Raw genomic sequence first — 20,175 nt, 5'->3', positions numbered from 1 at the left:
CATAATCGATTCATGGGACGCATAACTGCCCGCCGTCCGGTCGTCCGGATTCGCGGCTCACACGAGTCATCCCGTCCCGACACCCTCGTCGTGGAGGAACCGCTCGAGATCAGGGTGAACGGGTCCGCTCTCGCGGTGACGATGCGCACCCCTGGCCACGATGTAGAACTCGCGCACGGATTTCTGCTGACCGAAGGCGTCATCTCCGGCCGTGACGACATCGCGGTCGCCCGGTACTGCGACGGTGTCGACGACGAGGGCCAGAACACCTACAACGTCCTCGACGTCACACTTGCCGCCGGGGTCGCACCGCCCGAACCCGGGGTGGAACGCAACTTCTACACCACGTCGTCGTGCGGCGTGTGCGGCAAGGGGTCGCTCGACGCGGTCCGACTGAAGAGCCGTTTCTCCCCCGCCGGCGACGACGTCCGCGTCAAAGCATCCGTCCTGGCCACGATGCCCGGCACCTTGCGCGAGTCCCAGAAGGTGTTCGACTCCACCGGCGGACTGCACGCGGCCGGTCTGTTCGACGCGGACGGCACCATGCTCGCGCTGCGCGAGGACGTCGGCCGTCACAACGCGGTGGACAAGATCGTCGGCTGGGCTGCGTCGCAGGATCGCATCCCAGCCGGAGGCACGGTGTTGATGGTGAGCGGCCGTGCTTCGTTCGAACTTGCGCAGAAGGCGGTGATGGCGGGAATACCCGTCCTCGCCGCCGTGTCGGCGCCGTCGTCACTCGCAGTGGACCTCGCCGACGAGTCGGGTTTGACCGTTGTGGGGTTTCTGCGCGGCGAGAACATGAACCTGTACTCGCACACGCACCGCGTCACACGCTGAGGGTTGCTCCCGTCGCCGCGCGAACGTCGTCCTCGGTAATTCCGGGGGCCGTCTCGACGAGCCTCAAACCATCGGTGGTCACGTCGAGGACGGCCATGTCGGTGATGATCCGCTGAACGCATCCGACACCGGTGAGCGGCAGTGTGCAGGATTCGAGAATCTTCGGCTCACCCTTCTTGGAGACGTGCTCCATCATGACGATGACGCGGCGAGCGCCGTGCACCAGGTCCATCGCGCCGCCCATACCTTTGACCATGTGGCCGGGAATCATCCAGTTCGCGAGATCGCCTGTGGCACTGACCTGCATGGCGCCGAGGACGGCTACGTCCACCTGACCTCCCCGGATCATTCCGAAGGATTGCGACGAATCGAAGTACGACGCACCGGGGAGAACGGTGATGGTCTCCTTGCCCGCATTGATGATCTCGGGATCGAGCTCGTCCTCGGTCGGGTACGGACCGACTCCGAGAACGCCGTTCTCGGAGTGAAGGATCACCGTGATGTCGGTAGGCAGGTAGTTCGGCACGAGCGTGGGCATTCCGATACCGAGGTTGACGTATTCACCGTCGTTCAGCTCTTGCGCCACTCGCGCAGCCATCTGCTCACGTGAGAGTTTCGGGGAAGTCATGATCGCACCGTCCGCTGCTCGATTCCTACGGTTACCGGTCCGACGTGGACCACTCGTTGAACGTGGATTCCAGGAGTATGGACGTCGTCCGGGGCAATCTCTCCCGGCTCGACGAGGTGCTCGACCTGCGCGATGGTGATCCGTCCCGACGCAGCTGCCGGAGGATTGAAGTTTCGGGCGCTCGCATGGAACACGAGATTGCCGTGCCGGTCACCTTTCCACGCGTGCACCAATGCGTAGTCGGCGGCGATGCCGCGTTCCATGACGTAGGTGACGCCGTCGAACTCGCGTGTTTCCTTCGGCGGGCTCGCGACCGCGATACCGCCGCTGCCGTCGTATCGCAGCGGCAGACCGCCGTCGGCGACCTGCGTTCCGACGCCCGCGGGCGTGAAGAATGCCGGGATGCCCGCTCCCCCGGCGCGCATCCGCTCCGCCAGCGTTCCCTGCGGGGTCAGTTCGACCTCGAGTTCCCCGGCCAGATACTGACGAGCGAACTCCTTGTTGGAGCCGACGTAGGAACTGATCGTTCGACGGATACGACGTTTCTCCAGCAGGATCCCGAGACCGAAACCGTCGGTACCGCAGTTGTTGCTGACGACCTCGAGGTCGGTTGCTCCTTGCTTCAGTACGGCGTCGATCAAGATTTCCGGGACCCCGACCAGACCGAACCCCCCGACTGCAACGGAGGCTCCGTTCGGCATGTCGGCCACGGCCTCGGCGGCGCTCGCCACCACTTTGTCCATCATGCCGCCGACCATACCGAAAATTGTGCGCACTGTGAACACCTCGCCACGATGCGAACTTTTTCGGGGTATTTTGTTGTCCAGCCCTCTATCTACGGTCTAGGATCGTTCGCATAGCGACCGACAGTCCACATGGCGAACATGTGCAGCTTCGTGTGCTACACCGTCACGAACCTCTCCCGTGAGGAACATCGATGCTTCATCTACCGCCGAACCACTCGATCACCGCCGACCCAGCGGGCCCGTACCGCGACCAGACGGGCGTCAACGCGCCACGTGATTTCGCCGAGTACCGCACCACCGCGCTGCGTCACCCCAGACAACCGCTCGTCCTGCTGCCCCAGCGACTCACCGAGATCACCGGACCGGTCCTCGGAGAGGGACGGGTCACGGCCGCCGACGCCGACCTGACCCTCGCCAACGGCGGCGAAGCGCAGGGACAACGCATCATCGTGCACGGCAGAGTGCTCGACAGCGACGGAAAGGCCGTGCCCAACACTCTCGTCGAGGTCTGGCAGGCCAACGCAGGCGGAAGGTACCGTCACGCCGGCGACACCTGGCCTGCCCCGCTCGACCCCCATTTCGACGGGGTCGGTCGAGTGATGACCGACACGGCAGGCAACTACCGCTTCACCACGATCAGACCGGGCGCCTACCCATGGGGCAACCACCACAATGCATGGCGCCCGGCGCATATCCACTTCTCACTGTTCGGCCAGGCGTTCACCCAGCGTCTCGTCACGCAGATGTATTTTCCGGACGATCCGATGTTCTTCCAGGACCCGATCTTCAACTCGGCACCCGAAGACGCACGAGCACGCATGATCAGCGTGTTCGATTACGAAGCTACGCAGGACAATTGGGCACTGGGATACCGATTCGACATCGTTCTTCGTGGGCGAAATGCAACTCCGTTCGAAGGGGACCACCACGATGACTGAGCCCGTGTCCGAGAGCGGCATCCTGTCGCCTCGATACCCGGTCGCGCCGGGCAGCAACTTCACGACGGTGCCGTTCGGACAAACACCGTCTCAGACCGTCGGCCCTTACCTGCACATCGGATTGCCCTGGCCGGACGGCCCCGACGTGGTCCCGGTGGGTACCGAAGGGGCCGTGGACATCTCGGTGACCGTCGTCGACGGCCATCGCACACCGCTGGCCGACGCGATGATCGAGACGTGGCAAGCGGATGCGTCCGGTCGGTTCGATCACGCCGACGACCCACGAGGCCGTCGGTCACCGACCCCCGCGGGCTTCCGCGGGTTCGGCCGTGCCGTCGCGGACCACACCGGCACCGCAACGATCCACACCGTCAAACCCGGCGCCCTTCCAGCCGAGAACGATCTCGTCGAAGCCCCGCACATCGACATCGGCATCTTTGCTCGCGGTGTGCTCGAGCGTCTCGTCACCCGCCTCTACTTTCCCGACGAAACCGAAGCCAACGCGTCGGATCCGGTGCTCTCGCAGTTGAACGATCGCCAGGCGGCGAAACTCGTGGCAACGGCGACCCCCACCGGATACCACCTGAATGTGGTACTTCAGGACGAGGACCCGAACGGCGACGAAACCCCGTTCTTCGAGCTGTGACGAACGAAAGCGAGTCATGACCACCACGCGAGGACCGCTGTTCGATCCCACGTTCGGTGCCGCCGAGGCTGCTGCACTGGTGTCGGATCAGGCCTGGGTGACGGCGATGCTCCACACCGAGGCTGCTCTGTCACGTGCCGCAGCCGAACACGGCGTCGTCGATTCCGTCCATGCTCGACAGGTGACCGAGGTCGCGTCGGAGTTGGGTCTTCCGGGCGCGGTGGACCCCGCGGATCTCGGTGCACTGTCGGTCGCGGGCGGCAATCCGGTCATCCCGTTGGTGAAGATGCTGCGCGCGGCTGTGGCCGAGCACGGTGTTCCCGGCAGTGCAGTACACCCCGGAGCGACCAGTCAGGACATTCTCGACACGGCGCTGATGATCCTCACCAAGCGCGTCCTCGGCGTCATCCGTGTGTCCCTCGACGACGCCGTCGCTGCCGGGGCCGATCTCGCTCGCCGCCATCGCGACACGCCGACGGTGGCGAGAACGCTGGGACAGCAAGCACTTCCGACAACGTTCGGGGCCGTCGCCGCGAGCTGGACTGCGGGTCTCCTTCGTGCCGACGAAGATGTGGCACGAGTCGAGTCGTCCCTGTCGGTCCAGTTCGGCGGCGCCGCGGGCACATCGGCGGCCTTGTTCCCCTGCGGCCTGGAGGTGGCCGACTCGCTCGCCGACCAGTTGGGCCTCGCGCGGCAGACCATCCCCTGGCATACCGACCGCACTCGCATCGGCGAGATCGCGTCGACCCTCGGGGTCGTGGCGGGGGCCGTCGGCAAACCCGCGCTCGACATCACTCTTCTCGCATCCACGGAGGTCGCCGAGGTCTCCGAAGCCGCCCCTGGCGGCTCTTCTGCCATGCCGCACAAGCAGAACCCCGTCGCCGCCGTCGCCGCACGTGCGGCTGCCATACGCGTGCCTGGCCTCGTATCGACGATCCTGTCCGCGATGGCGCACGATCACCAACGTGCATCGGGCGCCTGGCATGCGGAATGGGAGACGCTGACGGACTTGCTTCGGCTGACTGCAGGCGCCGCACACCGGCTGGCAGTGAGCTTGTCCGGTCTGCGCGCGAACCCCGAAGCGATGGCCGGCAATCTCGCCCTCACCCACGGCGTGCTGTTGGCCGAACGGGTCACCACGGCACTCGGAGCGCACACCGACGACGCGAGGAGCATCGTCACTGCGGCGTGCGCTTCCGGTCTGCCGCTCGAATCCGATTCCGGCATCACTGCATTCCTCACCCCTGCCGACGTACGGGAACTTCTCGACCCGACAGGCTATCTGGGCCACGCCGGCGACATCGTCGATCGTGTGCTGGTCCGAGTCCGAGCTCGAAACGAAGGAGCATGATGACCGTCGAACTGTCCTACGACCTCGCACACGGCCCCGAGAACTGCAGCACCACCGTCGTGCTGGTCGGATCTCTCGGGTCCGATCGCTCGATGTGGGATCCGCAGATCTCGGGTCTGGTGCACGTCGCCGACGTCGTCGCCGTCGACCTCCGCGGTCACGGTTCGTCACCTACGCCACCGGGGCCCTACTCGGTACGGGAGATGGCAGAAGACGTTCTGGCCGTAATGGATTCACTCAGCCGGGACCGGGTCCATCTGGTCGGCCTCTCGCTCGGCGGGGCGATCGCGCAGTGGATTGCCGTCCACCGCCCGGCGCGAGTCGCCGGTCTAACCCTGCTCTGTACGTCCGCGCGATTCGGCGAGCCGCAGTCCTGGACAGAGCGCGCAGCAGCAGTACGCGAGAAAGGAACCGACTCGCTCGCCGACGCCGTGCTCTCGCGGTGGTTCACTCCCGAACTGATCGCACGCGACGGCGAACTCGCGGCCCGCCACAGGGAGATGATCTCGTCGACGTCCGACGAGGGATATGCCGCGTCGTGCGAAGCATTGTCGCAGTGGGACAACCGCGCAGATCTCGGACGGATCAGTGTGCCCACACTGGTGGTGGCCGGTGAGCAGGACCCGGCGACGACACCGTCGGACATGCAGATTCTTGCCGACGGTATCGCCCGCTCGGACTTTCATGTTCTTACCGACGCCGCGCATCTCGCGAACGTCGAACAAGCGGGCATCATCACCGGTTTGATCGTTCGCCACATCGCCGGCGACACGTACGACGCGGGCCGCGCGGCGGCACATCGAGCAGGAACGAGTGTGCGGCGAGCGGTACTCGGCGACGCACATGTCGACGCCAGCATCCAGCGCACAACCGCGTTCACGGCGCCGTTCCAGGACTTCATCACTCGGACCGCCTGGGGCGACGTGTGGGCCCGAGATGGCCTCGACCACCGCACCCGGCGTTTGCTGACTCTCGCGATTCTGACCGCCGTCGGCAATCAGCACGAGCTGGACATGCACATCAAGGCAGCACTGCGCGCAGGACTGGATGCTGACGAGATGGCCGAAGTCTTCCTCCACACCGCGGTGTACGCGGGGGTACCGAACAGCAATGCGGCGTTCGCGCTGGCCAACGCCGCACTGGCCGAGCACCGAGGATCGGAAGCGACATGACGCGGCCCGGTCCGAGCGAGCAGCCAGGCCCGTCACCGGATTACGTGCAGTCGCTCGCACGTGGACTCGCGGTGATCAGAGCGTTCGATGCCGAGCATCCTCGACGCACGCTGACGGACGTAGCGAAGACCACCGACCTGACCAGAGCGACAGCGCGACGTTTCCTGCTCACCCTCGTCGAACTCGGGTATGTGCGCAGCGACGGTTCCATGTTCTGGCTCACCCCCCGTGTACTCGAACTGGGATACAGCTACCTGTCTTCACTGTCGTTGCCCGACGTCGCCGGACCGCATCTCGAAGCACTCGCCGAGCAGGTCCGCGAATCGTCGTCGGTATCGATACTCGACGGCGACGACGTCGTGTACGTGGCACGTGTTCCAGTCAGCCGCATCATGACCGTCGCCATCACCATCGGGACTCGCTTCCCCGCATTCGCGACGTCGATGGGTCGCGTTCTGCTCGCCGGGCTCCCGAGGGACAAGCTCGACGCATACCTGCACCGGGTGGAGCTGAGACCGATCACCGGCCGCACCATCACCGACATCCCATCTCTACGCGCAGAACTCGATTCGGTACGCGCCCAGGGGTACTGCCTCGTCGACCAGGAGCTGGAGGAAGGCCTGCGATCCATCGCGGCCCCTGTCCGAGACCACTCCGGGGTGGTCGTGGCGGCTGCGAACGTGTCCACTCAAGCGGCCCGCCACAGCGCGGACGCCGTGCGCGAACATCTGTTGCCCGCTCTGTTGCGCGCAGCGGCTGCGATCGAAACCGATCTCTACCGCGTGCATTCACAATCGACCGACCACAAAGGAAATCGTCATGCCTGATGCCGTAATCTGCGAACCACTCCGCACCCCCATCGGCCGATTCGGCGGGGTGTTCCGCGACATCACACCCGAAGCTCTCGCGTCGACCGTCATCACCGAACTCGTCGCCCGCACCGGCATCTCGGGATCGGATGTCGACGACGTCATCCTCGGTCAGGCATCGCCCAACGGTGACGCCCCTGCGATCGGACGAGTAGCCGCGCTCGACGCGGGGCTGGGAATCGAAGTCCCCGGTCAGCAGGTCGACCGCCGGTGCGGCTCCGGACTGCAGGCCGTCCTTCAGGCATGCATGCAGGTTCAGTCCGGTGGCAACGACCTCGTCCTTGCGGGCGGCGTCGAGAGCATGAGCCAGGCCGAGTTCTACGCGACCGGGATGCGCTGGGGCGTCAAAGCAGAAGCCGTGGCGCTGTCGGATCGACTTGCACGCGCACGCGTCACCGCAGGCGGCAAGAACTTCCCGGTACCGGGAGGGATGATCGAAACAGCCGAGAATCTTCGTGCCGAGTTCTCGATCAGTCGACGCGACCAGGACGAGCTCGCCGTGCTGTCGCATCACAAGGCCGTTGCCGCACAGAAAAACGGTGTCTTCGCCGAGGAGATCGTCGGGGTCTCGGTACCGCAGCGCAAAGGTGATGCGCTGGTGGTCGACACCGACGAGCACCCCCGCGCGGACACCAGCGTCGAGACGCTGTCCGCACTACGCCCCATTCGCGGGAAGATCGACCCCGACTCGACGGTGACCGCGGGCAACGCCAGCGGGCAGAACGACGGGGCAGCGCTGGCCATCGTCACCACACCGGAGAAAGCTGCGGCACTGGGCCTGCGTCCGATAGCCAAACTTGTCAGCTGGGCCGTGGCCGGCGTGCCTCCGCGCACCATGGGCATCGGACCGGTGCCCGCAAGCGAAAAGGCACTCGGCCGCGTCGGACTCACGCTCGCCGACATGGACGTCGTCGAACTCAACGAAGCGTTCGCCGCACAAACTCTTGCGGTGCTGCGCACCTGGGGAATCGAGCCCGACGACCCCCGGCTCAACCCCAACGGTTCGGGAATCTCGCTGGGCCACCCCGTCGGCGCGACCGGCGGACGGATCCTCGCGACACTGCTGCGCGAAATGAACCGGCGACAAGCGCGGTACGGCCTCGAAACCATGTGCATCGGTGGCGGTCAAGGCCTCGCCGCGGTATTCGAACGCCTGAGCTGACCATTCTCGGACGTGAGATGCACCGTGCATCCCACGTCCGAGACCTCACCTCTGCAGCTGGGCCGCGAGCCGCACTGCCGAGTTGACCTCGCCGTAACCGTCGTACCCACCTCGGCGTTCGCACACCTCGAAAAACAAGTCCTCCCCCACCACAGGGGTGAAGAAGTGGAAGAACTCGCCACCGGAACCGTCGGCGTCGTAAAGGATTCCGTACTTCTCCAACTGAGTCAGTAGGTCCTGGTCCAGATCGAACCGGGCAGCGAGATCGAGGTAGTAGTTCGGCGATATTCGCAACGACCCGAACCCGCGGGCCGTCATCTGCTCGGCTGCGGCCAGCACATCGGCGCACGCGAATCCCACATGGCTCACGCCACCTCGCCGTGCCGCCGGGAGCGTGTCGGTGGACGACGACCGGCCGGGGACCATGTTCAGCGAGAGCCGAATCGTGCCGTTCTGGGTCGGTAGCGTCAGAGCTTGGCTACGGACGGTGCCGACGGCATCGACCACGTCCTGACCCTCGTGCGGAGTCATCCCGAACACCGATCGCAGCAACAGCATGATGCCGTCCCAACTGTCGGCCGGTACGGCGAGAGCGATGTGGTCGACGGACCCGACGATGGGCGCGGCGGGAGAATCCGGCTGTCGTGGTACGAGATCGAACGCGGACTGCCACGCCCCCGCGCTCGCGCGACTGCGAAGATCGAGTGATGCCGCGTCGGTGACGCTCATTCTGACGACGTCGTGATCGGTGCCGGCGACGCCGGGCATCGAGACCGAATCGGCGGAGACACCGAATGCTCGGGCCCGAGTCTGCCATTGGGCCGGATCGTCGCTGCGCACCCCGATCTGGGCCACGGCAGGCAGGTGGGCGGGCACACCGGGCGACGTCCAGAGGCTGTCGACGGTGGTGTCCACGGCGACGGCAAGCGGCCCCTGCGTGAACAACTGCAGGCCGTGGCGACTGTGCGCAGCGGTCATGTCGAATCCGAGGTGACGCAGGGTCCGGCCGAGTTCGCCCGCTTCGATGGGACCTGCGGCGACGCGCAAGGACACGATGTTCTCGATCGGCCCTGCTTGCGGAGCCTCGAACAGTGCCGACGAGGTCGGCGCACGGCGCTCGGCTACTTTCTCCTGCAGGTACAGCAACGATCGGTGAGCGTCGGCGGCAGTGCGGCCGGTGGCGGATTCCCGGAACACGTCGTTGAAGATCTCCAAGGACCACGGGCCGGCGTACCCGGAATCGACCACTCGGGAGCCGAATTCGGGAAGGTCGAAGTTTCCCTGCCCGGGGAAGCACCGGTGATGCCTCGACCACTGCAGCACATCCATCTTCAACCGCGGCGCGTCGGCCAGTTGCAGGAAGAAGATCTTCTCCCCCGGAATGTCGGAGATGCCGGCCGGGTCGTCACCGCGGGACAGGATGTGGAAGCTGTCCAGGCATGTGCCGAGTGCGTCGTGATCGGCGCGCCGCACGACGTCCCAGGCATGGCGGTAGGTGTTGACGTGCATTCCCCACGCCAATGCCTCGTACGCCAGCCGCATTCCGCGTTCCTGGGCGATGTCCGCGGCCCCGAGCAGTTGTTCGACGAGACGCTCGTCCTCGGTCACCGCGCCGGGCAGCGGCGACGAGCACACCAGAAGCAGATCGCACCCGAGTTGCTCCATCACGTCGAACTTGCGCTGCAGCCGAACCAGATTGCGCCGATAACGATGTTCGTCGGCACTGTCCAGGTCGCGGAACGGTTGGTACAGATCGACGCTCAGCCCGAGATCGGCTGCCTGCTTCGAGATGTCGGACGGCGAGAACGGCGACGAGATCAAGTCGGCCTCGAAGACCTCGAAGCCGTCGAATCCCGCGTCGGCGATCGCCGTCATCTTCTCTCGCAACGACCCGCTGAGAGATACCGTCGCCACGGACGTCCGCGGGGCGGTCACGACGACACCCCTGCCAGTGCCGACGCTTCCTCCAGCGAGATCAGCTCACGCATGTGCACCGACATGCGATCTGCGTCAGCGGGTCGTCCGGTGAAGATCTGGAACGCGTCAGCCGCTTGGTGTACTGCCATACCCGTGCCGGCCAGCGTTCGGCATCCACGTGCCGCAGCGGCGACGAGCAGCTCGGTCTCCGCGGGACGGTAGACGACCTCGGCCACCCAGTGGTCCGCTCGCAACAGTGCTGTATCGAATGCAATGCCGGGATGGGCGGCCATACCGACCGGCGTCGCGTGCACGATGCCGTCTGCGTCGGACAGCACACGCGGAAGGTCGGACGGCACAGCGGACACGAACGTCGTCCCGACGAACACCGACTGCATCGACGACAGCAGCGACCGCGCCCGCACCTCGTCGGCGTCGACCACAGTGACCTGACCGGCGCCTGCTTTCGCCAGCGCGTAGGCCACCGCCGCTCCCGCACCGCCTGCACCGAGCAGGACTGCGTGATCGATCGACACCCCGGCCAGCCCGAGCTGGAAGCTGCGGCCGAAGCCCGACCAATCGGTGTTGTGACCGATCTTTCTTCCACCGTCGAACACGATCGTGTTGACGGCGCCGAGACTGGCTGCGTCGTCGGACAGCTCATCGAGGTGTTCGATGACGATCTGCTTGCACGGATGGGTGATGTTGAGGCCACGGAAACCGAGGTCGGCAGCAGTGTCGACCAGACGTGCGAGATCGTTCACCGTCGCGCCCACAGCGTCCAGGTCGACAATGCGATAGACGTAGCGCAGGCCGTGCGCGGCACCCTCTCGTTCGTGCATCGCCGGTGTCAGCGACCTGCCGATGCCCGTGCCGATCAGACCGCAGATCAGTGAATCGTCCACTCCCGGACTCCCTCGATTGTGCGCGTGTTCGTAATGTACGAACTAGTGAGTTATTCGAGCGTACTACGAAAATGTCCGCTACCCCACACTTCGAGAGGGATTTTTTGCAGGGATAGAGTTTCCGATCATGACGTCCACGCGCCCGGGAAGCGACCCCGCTCCAGCAAAGACGGGTGCGGACGGCCCCAAGCGCAGGCGAAACAGCGACCTCACGCGAAGCAATATCCTCGACGTCGCAACCAGTGAATTCGCAGACAAGGGCTACGCAGGTGCCCGCGTCGACGAGATCGCCGAGCGAACCCACACGACCAAGCGCATGATCTACTACTACTTCACCGACAAAGAGCGCCTCTACCAGGCAGTACTCGAGCGGTCCTACAGCGCGATCCGCGCGCGTGAACGCGAACTCGACACCGAAGGACTCTCGCCCACCGACGCCATTCGCGCAATCGCGTCGTTGACGTTCGACCATCACGAACACAATCCGGATTTCATCCGACTGGTGTCCACCGAGAACATCCTTCGCGGCGAGCACATCCGCAAATCCGAAGCGCTGAGCAACCTGGGCAACCCCGCCGCCGAGCTGCTCGAGAGCATCCTCACGCGAGGCCAGGCCGACGGTTTTTTTCGAACCGACGTCGACGCACTCGACGTTCACATGGCCATCAGCAGTTTCTGCGTGTTCAGACTGTCCAACCGGTACACCTTCGAGGCTCTGTTCGGGCGCGACCTCACCGACCCATCCCACCGTGAGCATCTTCGGAGAATGTTGGGCGACATGATCATTGCTTTCCTGACCTCGACAGAGGTCTAGTTTCGGGCCACCAGCGTGTGTTCGTATCACGAACATGTAGGCCATACCGCATCAGGGCTTGACACGTGGCACGGGTCACGTTCACTATTTAGCGACGCCCAGTTTTAACCGTTTAGTACATTACGGTCCGATCGGGATGAACCCGGATCCGTCGACCTTGTGTACTCCCCCTTCACGCGAAGAGAGACCGAAGATGAGCGATCCCGTGACGCACCATCCCGACCCCGTCGGTGGGCGGGCCACTGCCAACCCGAAGCGCGCGGCCACCGCAGCGTGGGTAGGCAGTGCACTCGAGTACTACGACTTCTTCATCTACGGCACCGCAGCCGCCCTGGTGTTCGGTCGAGTGTTCTTTCCGAGCTCGAGTGCTGCCACCGGCACGCTGCTCGCCCTGGCGACATTCGGCGTCGGCTACCTGGCCCGCCCACTCGGCGCACTGGTCCTCGGGCACATCGGTGATCAGTACGGCCGAAAACGAGTGCTCGTCGCCACCGTCCTGCTGATGGGCGTCGCCACCCTCGGCGTCGGCCTGCTTCCCTCCTACGAGACAATCGGCATCGCGGCTCCGATCATCCTCGTCGTTCTCCGTCTGTGCCAGGGCTTCTCGGCCGGCGGTGAGCAAGCGGGCGCGAACTCCATGACGCTCGAACACAGCCCGGACAACCGACGCGCGTTCTTCACCAGCTTCACCCTCAGCGGCACCCAGGGTGGACAGATCCTCGCAACGGCCGTCTTCCTCCCCGTCGCCATGCTTCCCGAGGAGCAACTCCTGTCCTGGGGCTGGCGAATCCCGTTCTTTCTCAGCGCATTCGTCGTTCTCGCCGCATTCCTCATCCGCCGCTCGCTCGACGAGACCCCGGTGTTCGAAGAGGAGGTCGCCACTGGCGAACAGGCGAAGATGCCGCTCTCGGTTCTGCTCACCGATCACTGGCGTGCAGTACTGCGCGTCGTGTTCGCTGCCGTGATCGCCTCTGTCAGTACAATTTTCAGCGTCTACGCGCTGTCCTACGCCGTCAACACGGTAGGGCTGGAGCGCACACCGATGCTCTGGGTCGGAGTGCTCGCCAACGTCGCGGCGCTGTTCGCCCTCCCGTTCTTCGGGGCACTCTCCGACCGCATCGGACGCAAGCCCGTCTTCATCTTCGGCTCCACCGGCTGCGCGGTTCTGATGTTCGGGTACCTCTGGTCCATCTCGACCGGAAACTACCTACTGATCTTCGCGTTCGGCATCGTGATGTTCGGCATCGTCCACAGTGCCACCGGCGGCGTCTGGCCCGCGTTCTACGGCGAGATGTTCCCCGCCAAGGTCCGACTGTCCGGAACAGCGATCGGCACCCAGATAGGTTTCGCCATCGCAGGTTTCGCACCCACCATCGCCAGTGCGATCGCCGGTGACGGAATCGGAGCGTGGTTCCCGGTGGCTGTGGTGACCGCAGTGTTCTGTGCCATCAACATCACCATCGTCGCAACCTCGCGCGAAACGTTCCGAGTCCCCACCGAGAAGCTCGGACTCACCAAGAGAGAGGCAGCGGCCGTCCCGACGACGGTGTGACCTCTTATGACGAGCTTCCACCACACCTCCCCGACGGCGGCCGCGATCCGGCCGTCGTCGGACGAGTACTTCCGTCTCTACGCGGTGCAGTACGCATCGCGAACCGGCACACGCGAGCAACATTTCCACTACTGCGACGGGCGAGGACAGGAACCACACCCGACGGCGTACTACGTGTGGCTGGCTGTCTCCGCATCGCACACGATCCTCGTCGATGCCGGAATCTCGCCCGAGACCGCCGCGGGGATGGACGGCCTGGATTACCACGGTTCGCCACTGGAACTCGTTGCAGCGCTGGGCATTGCCGCCGATCGGATCGACCTGTCGATCCTCACGCACTTGCACTACGATCACACCGGAATCGTCGCGGACCTCCCCGAGGCTCGTTACGTCCTGCAGGCCGACGAGCTAGAGTACTGGACCGGCCCGTGGGCACGTCGGATCGTTCGCGAACAGTGGCTCAACTCGGAAAAGGATGTCGCACATCTGCGTTCGGTCGGCGACCGGCTGCAACTCGTCGACGGTGACGCGGAGCTCCTACCGGGCATATCCGTACACCGCGTCGGTGGTCACACGGCCGGAATGCAGGTGGTGCGCGTCAAGACAGCCGACGGATACGCAGTCGTCGCCTCGGACGCGAGTCACTTCTACGAGAACATCGAGAATGATTCACCGTTCGCGATCCTTCACGACGTACCGGGCATGTACTACGCGTTCGACCGAATCAACGAACTCGCGGATTCTCCGAGCCTGGTGGTTCCCGGACACGATCCCGAGGTGGCCGAGCGCCACGCCCTGCTCGACGCACATCCCGACGCGCACGCGTTCGTGATCGGCTGAGCCGCAGAATTCACGAGAAAGGCCCGGTCGGATTCGACCGGGCCTTTTTCGTCTGTCGCTTGTTCCGCGCTACGCGGACTTGTCGCGGCGCTCGGGACGCTCCGGCTTGCGCGGGACGATCGTCGGGAGCACGTTGTCGTTGACCGTCTCGGACGTGACAACGACCTTCGCGACATCGTCCCGGCTCGGGATGTCGAACATCACGGGGTTGAGCACCTCCTCGAGGATGGCGCGCAGGCCGCGAGCACCGGTGCCGCGCAGGATCGCCTGGTCCGCGATAGCTTCCAGCGCGTCCTTGGTGAACTCCAGCTCGACGTTGTCCATGTCGAACAAGCGGCTGTACTGCTTGACCAGCGCGTTCTTCGGCTCGGACAGGATAGTGACCAGCGATTCCTTGTCCAGGTTGGTCACCGACGCGACGACGGGGAGGCGTCCGATGAATTCCGGGATCAACCCGAACTTGATCAGATCCTCCGGCATCACCTCTGCGAAGTGATCCTGCGTGTCGATCTCGGCCTTCGAGCGGACCTCCGCACCGAAGCCGAGTCCACGCTTGCCGACACGATCGGACACGATCTTCTCCAGCCCAGCGAACGCGCCGGCCACGATGAAGAGCACGTTGGTGGTGTCGATCTGAATGAATTCCTGATGGGGGTGCTTGCGACCACCCTGAGGCGGCACACTTGCCTGCGTACCCTCGAGAATCTTCAGTAGCGCCTGCTGAACACCTTCACCGGACACGTCGCGGGTGATCGACGGGTTCTCGCTCTTGCGCGCGATCTTGTCGACCTCGTCGATGTAGATGATGCCCGTCTCGGCGCGCTTGACGTCGTAGTCGGCCGCCTGGATGAGCTTCAGCAGAATGTTCTCGACGTCCTCACCGACGTACCCGGCCTCCGTCAATGCGGTGGCGTCGGCGATCGCGAACGGGACGTTGAGCATCTTCGCGAGCGTCTGAGCCAGGTAGGTCTTGCCACACCCGGTAGGTCCGAGCATCAGGATGTTCGACTTCGCCAGTTCGACGCTCTCGCCGCGACCGTCACGAGCCTTGTCTCCGGCCTGGATGCGCTTGTAGTGGTTGTAGACGGCCACCGCCAGCGTGCGCTTGGCCGTGTCCTGCCCGATCACGTAATTCTCGAGGAAGTCACGGATCTCGGAGGGCTTGGGCAGGTCGTCGAGTTTGACCTCGCTCGACTCGGCGAGCTCCTCCTCGATGATCTCGTTGCACAGGTCGATGCACTCGTCGCAGATGTACACCCCTGGACCTGCGATGAGCTTCTTGACCTGCTTTTGGCTCTTTCCGCAGAACGAGCATTTCAGCAGATCGCCACCGTCACCGATGCGTGCCATGTTCGAGGTTCCTACTTCCTTGTCCGCGTCTGGCCGATTCGACACCCAATGGATGCCGACCCGACCGTGAGCAACTTCTCGATCGACAGCGCCTGAGCCCTGATGCGACCGTACCCGTGATCCGAAGATCAGGGCGAGTTGTTTCCGGTGATTCGTCGTTCGAATTCTCTCGGAACTCGGGAACCGACCCTCACCCCAGCGCTACCGGCCCCCGCATGCCGGGCGCCGGAAGCCGAGGTTCGCTCGACTTCCGGCCTCCGTGCCACGGTCCTGCGAAGATACCCGCTATCGCTACTTCTGTGCGGACAACTTGCGGTACTCGAACACCGTGTCGATGATTCCGTATTCCTTCGCCTGCTCGGCGGTCAGAATCTTGTCGCGGTCGGTGTCCTTGCGAATGACATCGGGATCCTTGCCCGTGTGGCGCCCGAGGGTGGTCTCCATCAAGCGACGCATGCGCTCGATCTCGGCCGCCTGGATCTCGAGGTCCGACACCTGGCCCTGGATTCCGCCGCTGGCGGGCTGGTGGATCAGGACGCGAGCGTTCGGAAGTGCTGCACGCTTGCCCGGTGTTCCCGCTGCGAGGAGCACGGCGGCTGCGGAGGCAGCCTGACCGAGGCACACTGTCGCGACGTCGGCACGCACGTACTGCATCGTGTCGTAGATCGCCATCAACGAAGTGAACGATCCACCGGGAGAGTTGATGTACATCGTGATGTCACGATCGGGGTCCAGGCCCTCGAGCACGAGCAGCTGCGCCATGATGTCGTTCGCGGATGCGTCGTCGACCTGGACGCCGAGGAAGATGATGCGCTCCTCGAACAGCTTGTTGTACGGGTTGGACTCCTTCACGCCGTAGCTGGAGTGCTCGACGAAGGACGGCAGGATGTACCGCGAGGACGGCATTTGATTGGGATCGAACAAGTTGGTCATCGTTTCTCCAAGAAGTGAGGTTTCGAGGGACGGAGTTCGAAGGGCGATCTACTCGCCGACTCCGCCTGCCTGCCGTGCGCGCGAGACGACGTGGTCCACGAAGCCGTATTCCTTCGCTGCTGCGGCCGTGAACCACCGGTCACGATCGGAGTCCTCGGTGATCTGCTCGACGGTCTGTCCGGTGTGCAGCGCGATGAGCTCCGCCATTTCGCGCTTGGTGTGGGCGAACTGCTCGGCCATGATCGCGATGTCGCTGGCGCTACCGCCGATACCGGCTGACGGCTGGTGCATCATGATCCGCGCGTGCGGGAGGGCGTACCGCTTGCCCTTGGCGCCTGCCGACAAGAGGAACTGACCCATCGATGCGGCCAGTCCCATTCCGTAGGTGGCTACGTCGCACTCGGCGAATTCCATCGTGTCGAAGATCGCCATACCTGCGGTCACCGAACCACCGGGCGAGTTGATGTAGAGCGAGATGTCGCGCGTGGGATCCTCTGCCGACAGCAGAAGGATCTGTGCGCAGAGCTTGTTCGCAATGTCATCGTCGACCTGAGTACCGAGGAAGATGATGCGATTCTGAAGCAGACGCTCGTACACCGAGTCGCTGAGATTCAGGCCGGAAGCGGCCGAAGTCATGACGGGACTCTGCTGGTGCGAAGCCGCCGGATTCTGAACAGTCACGGTACCTGCCTTTTCCATACTGATCGTTGGTTCCTGATACAGACACTAACGAAAGACGGCGGCCCCGGAGTCCCGGAACCGCCGTCGTTCGCTGTCAGCGTTACTTCTCTTGTTCACCCTCGGCAGAATCGCCTGCTGCAGGCTCTTCTGCGTCTGCGGGGCTACCGAAAAGCTCGGTCGTGTCGACCGAAGCACCGGAGGTGTCGGTGACGTTCACGCGGTCGACGACCGAGGCGAGAGCCTTGCCGCGTCGCACGTCGGCGAACACTGCACCGAGCTGGTTGGCCTGCTGGACCTGCTGAATGAACTCCTCCGGCGAGATGCCGTAGCGCTGCGCCTGGAAGATGATCCGCTCGGTGAGCTCGTCCTGACCGACCTGCGTGCCCTCGGCCTCGGCAATGGCGTCGAGCAGCAGCTGCGTGCGAACCGACTTCTCGGCCGCTTCCTTGACGTCCTTGTCGAACTCCTCGCGACTGGAGCCCTGCGACTCCAGCAGCTCGGCGAGCTTGGCCTCGTCGTGGTCGAGGCCGTGGATGGCCTCGTGCACCTGGTTGTCGACCTCGGCCTTGACGACAGCCTCGGGAGCCGGGATCTCCACGGTCTCGAGCAACGTCTCCAGGACCTTGTCGCGGATCTGACCGGCCTGCTCGACCTTCTTGACCCGCTCGACACGCGTCTTCAGGTCCGCGAGCAGCTCGTCGAGGGTGTCGAATTCGCTGGCCAACTGCGCGAACTCGTCATCGGCCTCGGGGAGCTCGCGTTCCTTGACGGAGACAACCTTGACGGTGACGACTGCTTCCTTGCCCGCGTAGTCACCGGCGACGAGGGTGGAGGTGAAGTCCTTGGACTCGTCGACCGACACGCCGACGATGGCGTCGTCGAGACCCTCGATGAGCTGACCGGAACCGACCTCGTGCGACAAGCCGTTGGCCGACGCCTCTTCCACGGTCTCGCCGTCGACGGTCGCGGACAGATCGATGGACACGAAGTCACCGGACTGGACCGGGCGATCGACACCGGTGAGGGTGCCGAAGCGCTGACGCAGGGACTGGAGCTGCTCGTCGACTGCCTCGTCGGTGATCTCGAGCGGATCGACCTCGACCGAGATGGTCGAGTAATCGGGCAGCGTGATCTCCGGACGGATGTCGACCTCGGCGGTGAACGTCAGCTCGTCACCGTCTTCGATCTTGGTGATCTCGATGTCCGGCTGGCCGATGACCTTGATCTGCTCGGCGCTGACGGCCTCGGAGTACCGGGCGGGGAGAGCGTCGTTGACGACCTGCTCGAGCACTGCGCCGCGACCGACCCGTGCTTCGAGAAGCTTGGCCGGAGCCTTGCCCGGACGGAATCCGGGGAGGCGGATCTGCTGGGCAAGTGCCTTGTAGGCGCGGTCGAAATCAGGCTTGAGCTCCTCGAAGGGCACCTCAACGTTGATACGGACTCGCGTCGGGCTGAGCTGCTCGACGGTGCTCTTCACGGGACATGCTCCTTCTGGTGGTCGTGCTGTGCTGTCGGTCCGATTCACCGTCACTCGCTGACATACCGCGACCACGTGCGACGGTGAACCAGCGGCGAAGTGAACCACTCGGCGACACCGGGCCCCTTCGAGGACCCGGTCTCATCTTTGTCGGGGTGACAGGAATTGAACCTGCGACCCTCCGCTCCCAAAGCGGATGCGCTACCAAGCTGCGCCACACCCCGTCTTACCGACGCTGTTCAAGCCGCCCGTCGATCAACTTACAGGCTCCATTGAACAGCAGACACCAGCGGTACCCGTGGGCGGGCCGACGCATCCGTCTCGACAGACTCTACATGCAGGCAATTTGTATTCTCGATCCGAGGTTATGTAGAGTTTCGAATCGCAAGCGGCGCCGATGGCGATCCCATCAACGTCGCATGCACGCCGATGTAGCTCAATGGTAGAGCCCCTGTCTTCCAAACAGGCTACGCGAGTTCGATTCTCGTCATCGGCTCCAGGAATTGCCCGCCGATCGCACTGCGATCGGCGGGCTTTTTCGTGTCTCGCTCCCCTTCGCCGGAATGTCACCGACGGGCGAGCCAGGACCGACAGCTCTACAGCCGAACGCCGTCGTACAGCGCCTCTGCCACCGACCTGTCGCCGACGACGTCGAGCACATCGAGCGGGCGCCTGCGCCACACTGCGAGCATCAGATCCTCGGCCGAACCGCGCAGAGCGACGTCGCCCTTGCGGTGCTCGTGCGTGACCGTCACCCGGTCACCGCCGAAGTCGAGGAACAGTTCCATCGCAGTGTCGTCGACGGTGTGCACATGGACGGTGCGGCCCGCGAGTTGTGGAAGTTGTTCCAGCGGAACCCTTGTCAGGAAGTCCTCGGCCCATTCGACTACTCCGTCGGCCGCACCCTCGGGGTCGAGTGGATCGGGCTCCGCTCCCCCACGGATGTGAATTCCGTTCTGCGCATCGAAGCGGTGCACGGCGATTTCGTGCAACTGGCGCCGAACCCAATAGTCGGCGGTACCCGGGCCCGCCCACGTCGGGACGGCGCGATCGAGTGGGGCGAGGCGGTAGGCGTCGAGCGCGAGGGCGGCGGACTCGCGGTAGTCGTCCACCACCCGAGGTCCGCGTTCGGGCTTCTTGACCGCGGCAAGCACATTCGCCATTCCGCCGTCGGCCGGCGCCGCCAACGCGGACCTCGCCATTCGATGGACGAACGTGACGTGCCGAATCAGTTTTTCGACGGTCCAGTCCGGCATGGTCGGGACGTCGGCGCTGACGTCGTCCAGCGACACCGCCCCCATCCTCGAGCATTCGAGTTCCAGCACTTCCAACTGACGTTCGGGGGTCATAGTCTCGA

19 protein-coding genes and 2 tRNA genes are annotated in these 20,175 nt (G+C 64.4%); 11 read left to right on the top strand and 10 right to left on the bottom strand.

The genetic code is table 11. The features are described 5' to 3' along the window. Window positions 1-12 precede the first annotated feature (12 nt). A complete protein-coding gene (fdhD, locus tag ACFULT_RS17260) occupies window positions 13-837 on the top strand; it encodes a formate dehydrogenase accessory sulfurtransferase FdhD (RefSeq protein ID WP_037110275.1) in 825 nt (274 codons plus the stop codon). Here fdhD and ACFULT_RS17255 read toward each other — a convergent pair. Together ACFULT_RS17255 and ACFULT_RS17250 are read right to left on the bottom strand one after the other, a co-directional pair. Beyond that, entirely contained in the window at window positions 827-1,465 is a 639-nt protein-coding gene (locus ACFULT_RS17255) for a CoA transferase subunit B (protein WP_037110274.1), read from the bottom strand. The genes fdhD and ACFULT_RS17255 overlap by 11 nt on opposite strands. Beyond that, on the bottom strand, window positions 1,462-2,208 hold the full coding sequence (locus ACFULT_RS17250; RefSeq protein WP_037110348.1) for a CoA transferase subunit A: 747 nt from the start codon (window positions 2,206-2,208) through the stop codon (window positions 1,462-1,464). The genes ACFULT_RS17255 and ACFULT_RS17250 overlap by 4 nt, the downstream gene beginning before the upstream one ends. 194 nt (window positions 2,209-2,402) lie before the next feature. On the opposite strand from ACFULT_RS17250, the gene pcaH reads away from it, so the two are divergent. Genes pcaH through ACFULT_RS17220 form a run of 6 tightly spaced genes read left to right on the top strand, consistent with a single transcriptional unit; the run spans window position 2,403 to window position 8,349 of the window. After that, entirely contained in the window at window positions 2,403-3,149 is a 747-nt protein-coding gene (gene pcaH, locus ACFULT_RS17245; protein ID WP_378481999.1) for a protocatechuate 3,4-dioxygenase subunit beta, read from the top strand. Further along, window positions 3,142-3,795, top strand: coding sequence for a protocatechuate 3,4-dioxygenase subunit alpha (gene pcaG / locus ACFULT_RS17240; protein WP_037110270.1), 654 nt, complete (start codon window positions 3,142-3,144; stop codon window positions 3,793-3,795). Before pcaH ends, pcaG begins: the two co-directional genes overlap by 8 nt. 16 nt (window positions 3,796-3,811) lie before the next feature. Then, window positions 3,812-5,146, top strand: a complete 1,335-nt coding sequence (gene pcaB, locus ACFULT_RS17235) for a 3-carboxy-cis,cis-muconate cycloisomerase (RefSeq protein ID WP_378481998.1) — start codon at window positions 3,812-3,814, stop codon at window positions 5,144-5,146. Next, window positions 5,146-6,318: a 3-oxoadipate enol-lactonase gene (pcaD, locus tag ACFULT_RS17230; RefSeq protein WP_378481997.1), complete on the top strand. Its 1,173-nt coding sequence runs from the start codon at window positions 5,146-5,148 to the stop codon at window positions 6,316-6,318. The genes pcaB and pcaD overlap by 1 nt, the downstream gene beginning before the upstream one ends. Next, window positions 6,315-7,145, top strand: a complete 831-nt coding sequence (locus ACFULT_RS17225; RefSeq protein ID WP_094721346.1) for an IclR family transcriptional regulator — start codon at window positions 6,315-6,317, stop codon at window positions 7,143-7,145. The genes pcaD and ACFULT_RS17225 overlap by 4 nt, the downstream gene beginning before the upstream one ends. Continuing rightward, window positions 7,138-8,349, top strand: a complete 1,212-nt coding sequence (locus ACFULT_RS17220) for an acetyl-CoA C-acetyltransferase (RefSeq protein ID WP_037110259.1) — start codon at window positions 7,138-7,140, stop codon at window positions 8,347-8,349. Before ACFULT_RS17225 ends, ACFULT_RS17220 begins: the two co-directional genes overlap by 8 nt. A gap of 45 nt (window positions 8,350-8,394) precedes the next feature. On the opposite strand, the gene ACFULT_RS17215 is transcribed toward ACFULT_RS17220, so the two are convergent. Together ACFULT_RS17215 and ACFULT_RS17210 are read right to left on the bottom strand one after the other, a co-directional pair. Continuing rightward, a complete protein-coding gene (locus ACFULT_RS17215; RefSeq protein WP_378481996.1) occupies window positions 8,395-10,284 on the bottom strand; it encodes a TIM barrel protein in 1,890 nt (629 codons plus the stop codon). After that, window positions 10,281-11,171 carry a shikimate dehydrogenase gene (locus tag ACFULT_RS17210; protein ID WP_378481995.1) on the bottom strand — a complete coding sequence of 297 codons (891 nt, stop codon included), beginning with the start codon at window positions 11,169-11,171 and terminating at the stop codon, window positions 10,281-10,283. The genes ACFULT_RS17215 and ACFULT_RS17210 overlap by 4 nt, the downstream gene beginning before the upstream one ends. Before the next feature lie 127 nt (window positions 11,172-11,298). Here ACFULT_RS17210 and ACFULT_RS17205 point away from each other — a divergent pair, with 127 nt between their 5' ends. The 3 genes from ACFULT_RS17205 to ACFULT_RS17195 all read left to right on the top strand — a co-directional run bounded on the left by ACFULT_RS17205 (window position 11,299) and on the right by ACFULT_RS17195 (window position 14,377). Next, entirely contained in the window at window positions 11,299-11,985 is a 687-nt protein-coding gene (locus ACFULT_RS17205) for a TetR/AcrR family transcriptional regulator (RefSeq protein ID WP_378481994.1), read from the top strand. A 193-nt stretch (window positions 11,986-12,178) separates the two neighbouring features. Continuing rightward, on the top strand, window positions 12,179-13,537 hold the full coding sequence (locus ACFULT_RS17200; protein ID WP_037110250.1) for an MFS transporter: 1,359 nt from the start codon (window positions 12,179-12,181) through the stop codon (window positions 13,535-13,537). A 6-nt stretch (window positions 13,538-13,543) separates the two neighbouring features. Further along, entirely contained in the window at window positions 13,544-14,377 is an 834-nt protein-coding gene (locus ACFULT_RS17195) for an N-acyl homoserine lactonase family protein (RefSeq protein WP_378481993.1), read from the top strand. A gap of 69 nt (window positions 14,378-14,446) precedes the next feature. Here ACFULT_RS17195 and clpX read toward each other — a convergent pair whose 3' ends face one another. The 5 genes from clpX to ACFULT_RS17170 form a co-directional block, all read right to left on the bottom strand. Next, complete coding sequence (gene clpX, locus ACFULT_RS17190) at window positions 14,447-15,727, bottom strand: ATP-dependent Clp protease ATP-binding subunit ClpX (RefSeq protein ID WP_094721416.1); 1,281 nt, start codon at window positions 15,725-15,727, stop codon at window positions 14,447-14,449. A gap of 291 nt (window positions 15,728-16,018) precedes the next feature. After that, entirely contained in the window at window positions 16,019-16,660 is a 642-nt protein-coding gene (locus tag ACFULT_RS17185) for an ATP-dependent Clp protease proteolytic subunit (RefSeq protein ID WP_037110245.1), read from the bottom strand. 48 nt (window positions 16,661-16,708) lie between these two features. Continuing rightward, window positions 16,709-17,359 (bottom strand): ATP-dependent Clp protease proteolytic subunit, encoded by a 651-nt coding sequence (locus tag ACFULT_RS17180; protein WP_019664750.1) that lies wholly within the window; start codon window positions 17,357-17,359, stop codon window positions 16,709-16,711. Window positions 17,360-17,441: 82 nt separating this feature from the next. Continuing rightward, entirely contained in the window at window positions 17,442-18,818 is a 1,377-nt protein-coding gene (gene tig, locus ACFULT_RS17175) for a trigger factor (protein ID WP_037110244.1), read from the bottom strand. Between the two features lie 150 nt (window positions 18,819-18,968). Further along, window positions 18,969-19,042 (bottom strand) — tRNA-Pro (locus tag ACFULT_RS17170). A 201-nt stretch (window positions 19,043-19,243) separates the two neighbouring features. On the opposite strand from ACFULT_RS17170, the gene ACFULT_RS17165 reads away from it, so the two are divergent. Further along, a tRNA-Gly gene (locus tag ACFULT_RS17165) sits at window positions 19,244-19,317 on the top strand. Window positions 19,318-19,414: 97 nt separating this feature from the next. Here the strand turns inward: ACFULT_RS17165 and ACFULT_RS17160 are convergent. Further along, window positions 19,415-20,167, bottom strand: a complete 753-nt coding sequence (locus tag ACFULT_RS17160; RefSeq protein WP_378481992.1) for a maleylpyruvate isomerase family mycothiol-dependent enzyme — start codon at window positions 20,165-20,167, stop codon at window positions 19,415-19,417. Window positions 20,168-20,175: the final 8 nt, after the last annotated feature.

The sequence above is a fragment of the Rhodococcus sp. NPDC057297 genome (genome assembly GCF_042667435.1).
GTDB lineage: Bacteria > Actinomycetota > Actinomycetes > Mycobacteriales > Mycobacteriaceae > Rhodococcoides.
This window is presented reverse-complemented; position numbering and strand designations above follow the sequence as displayed.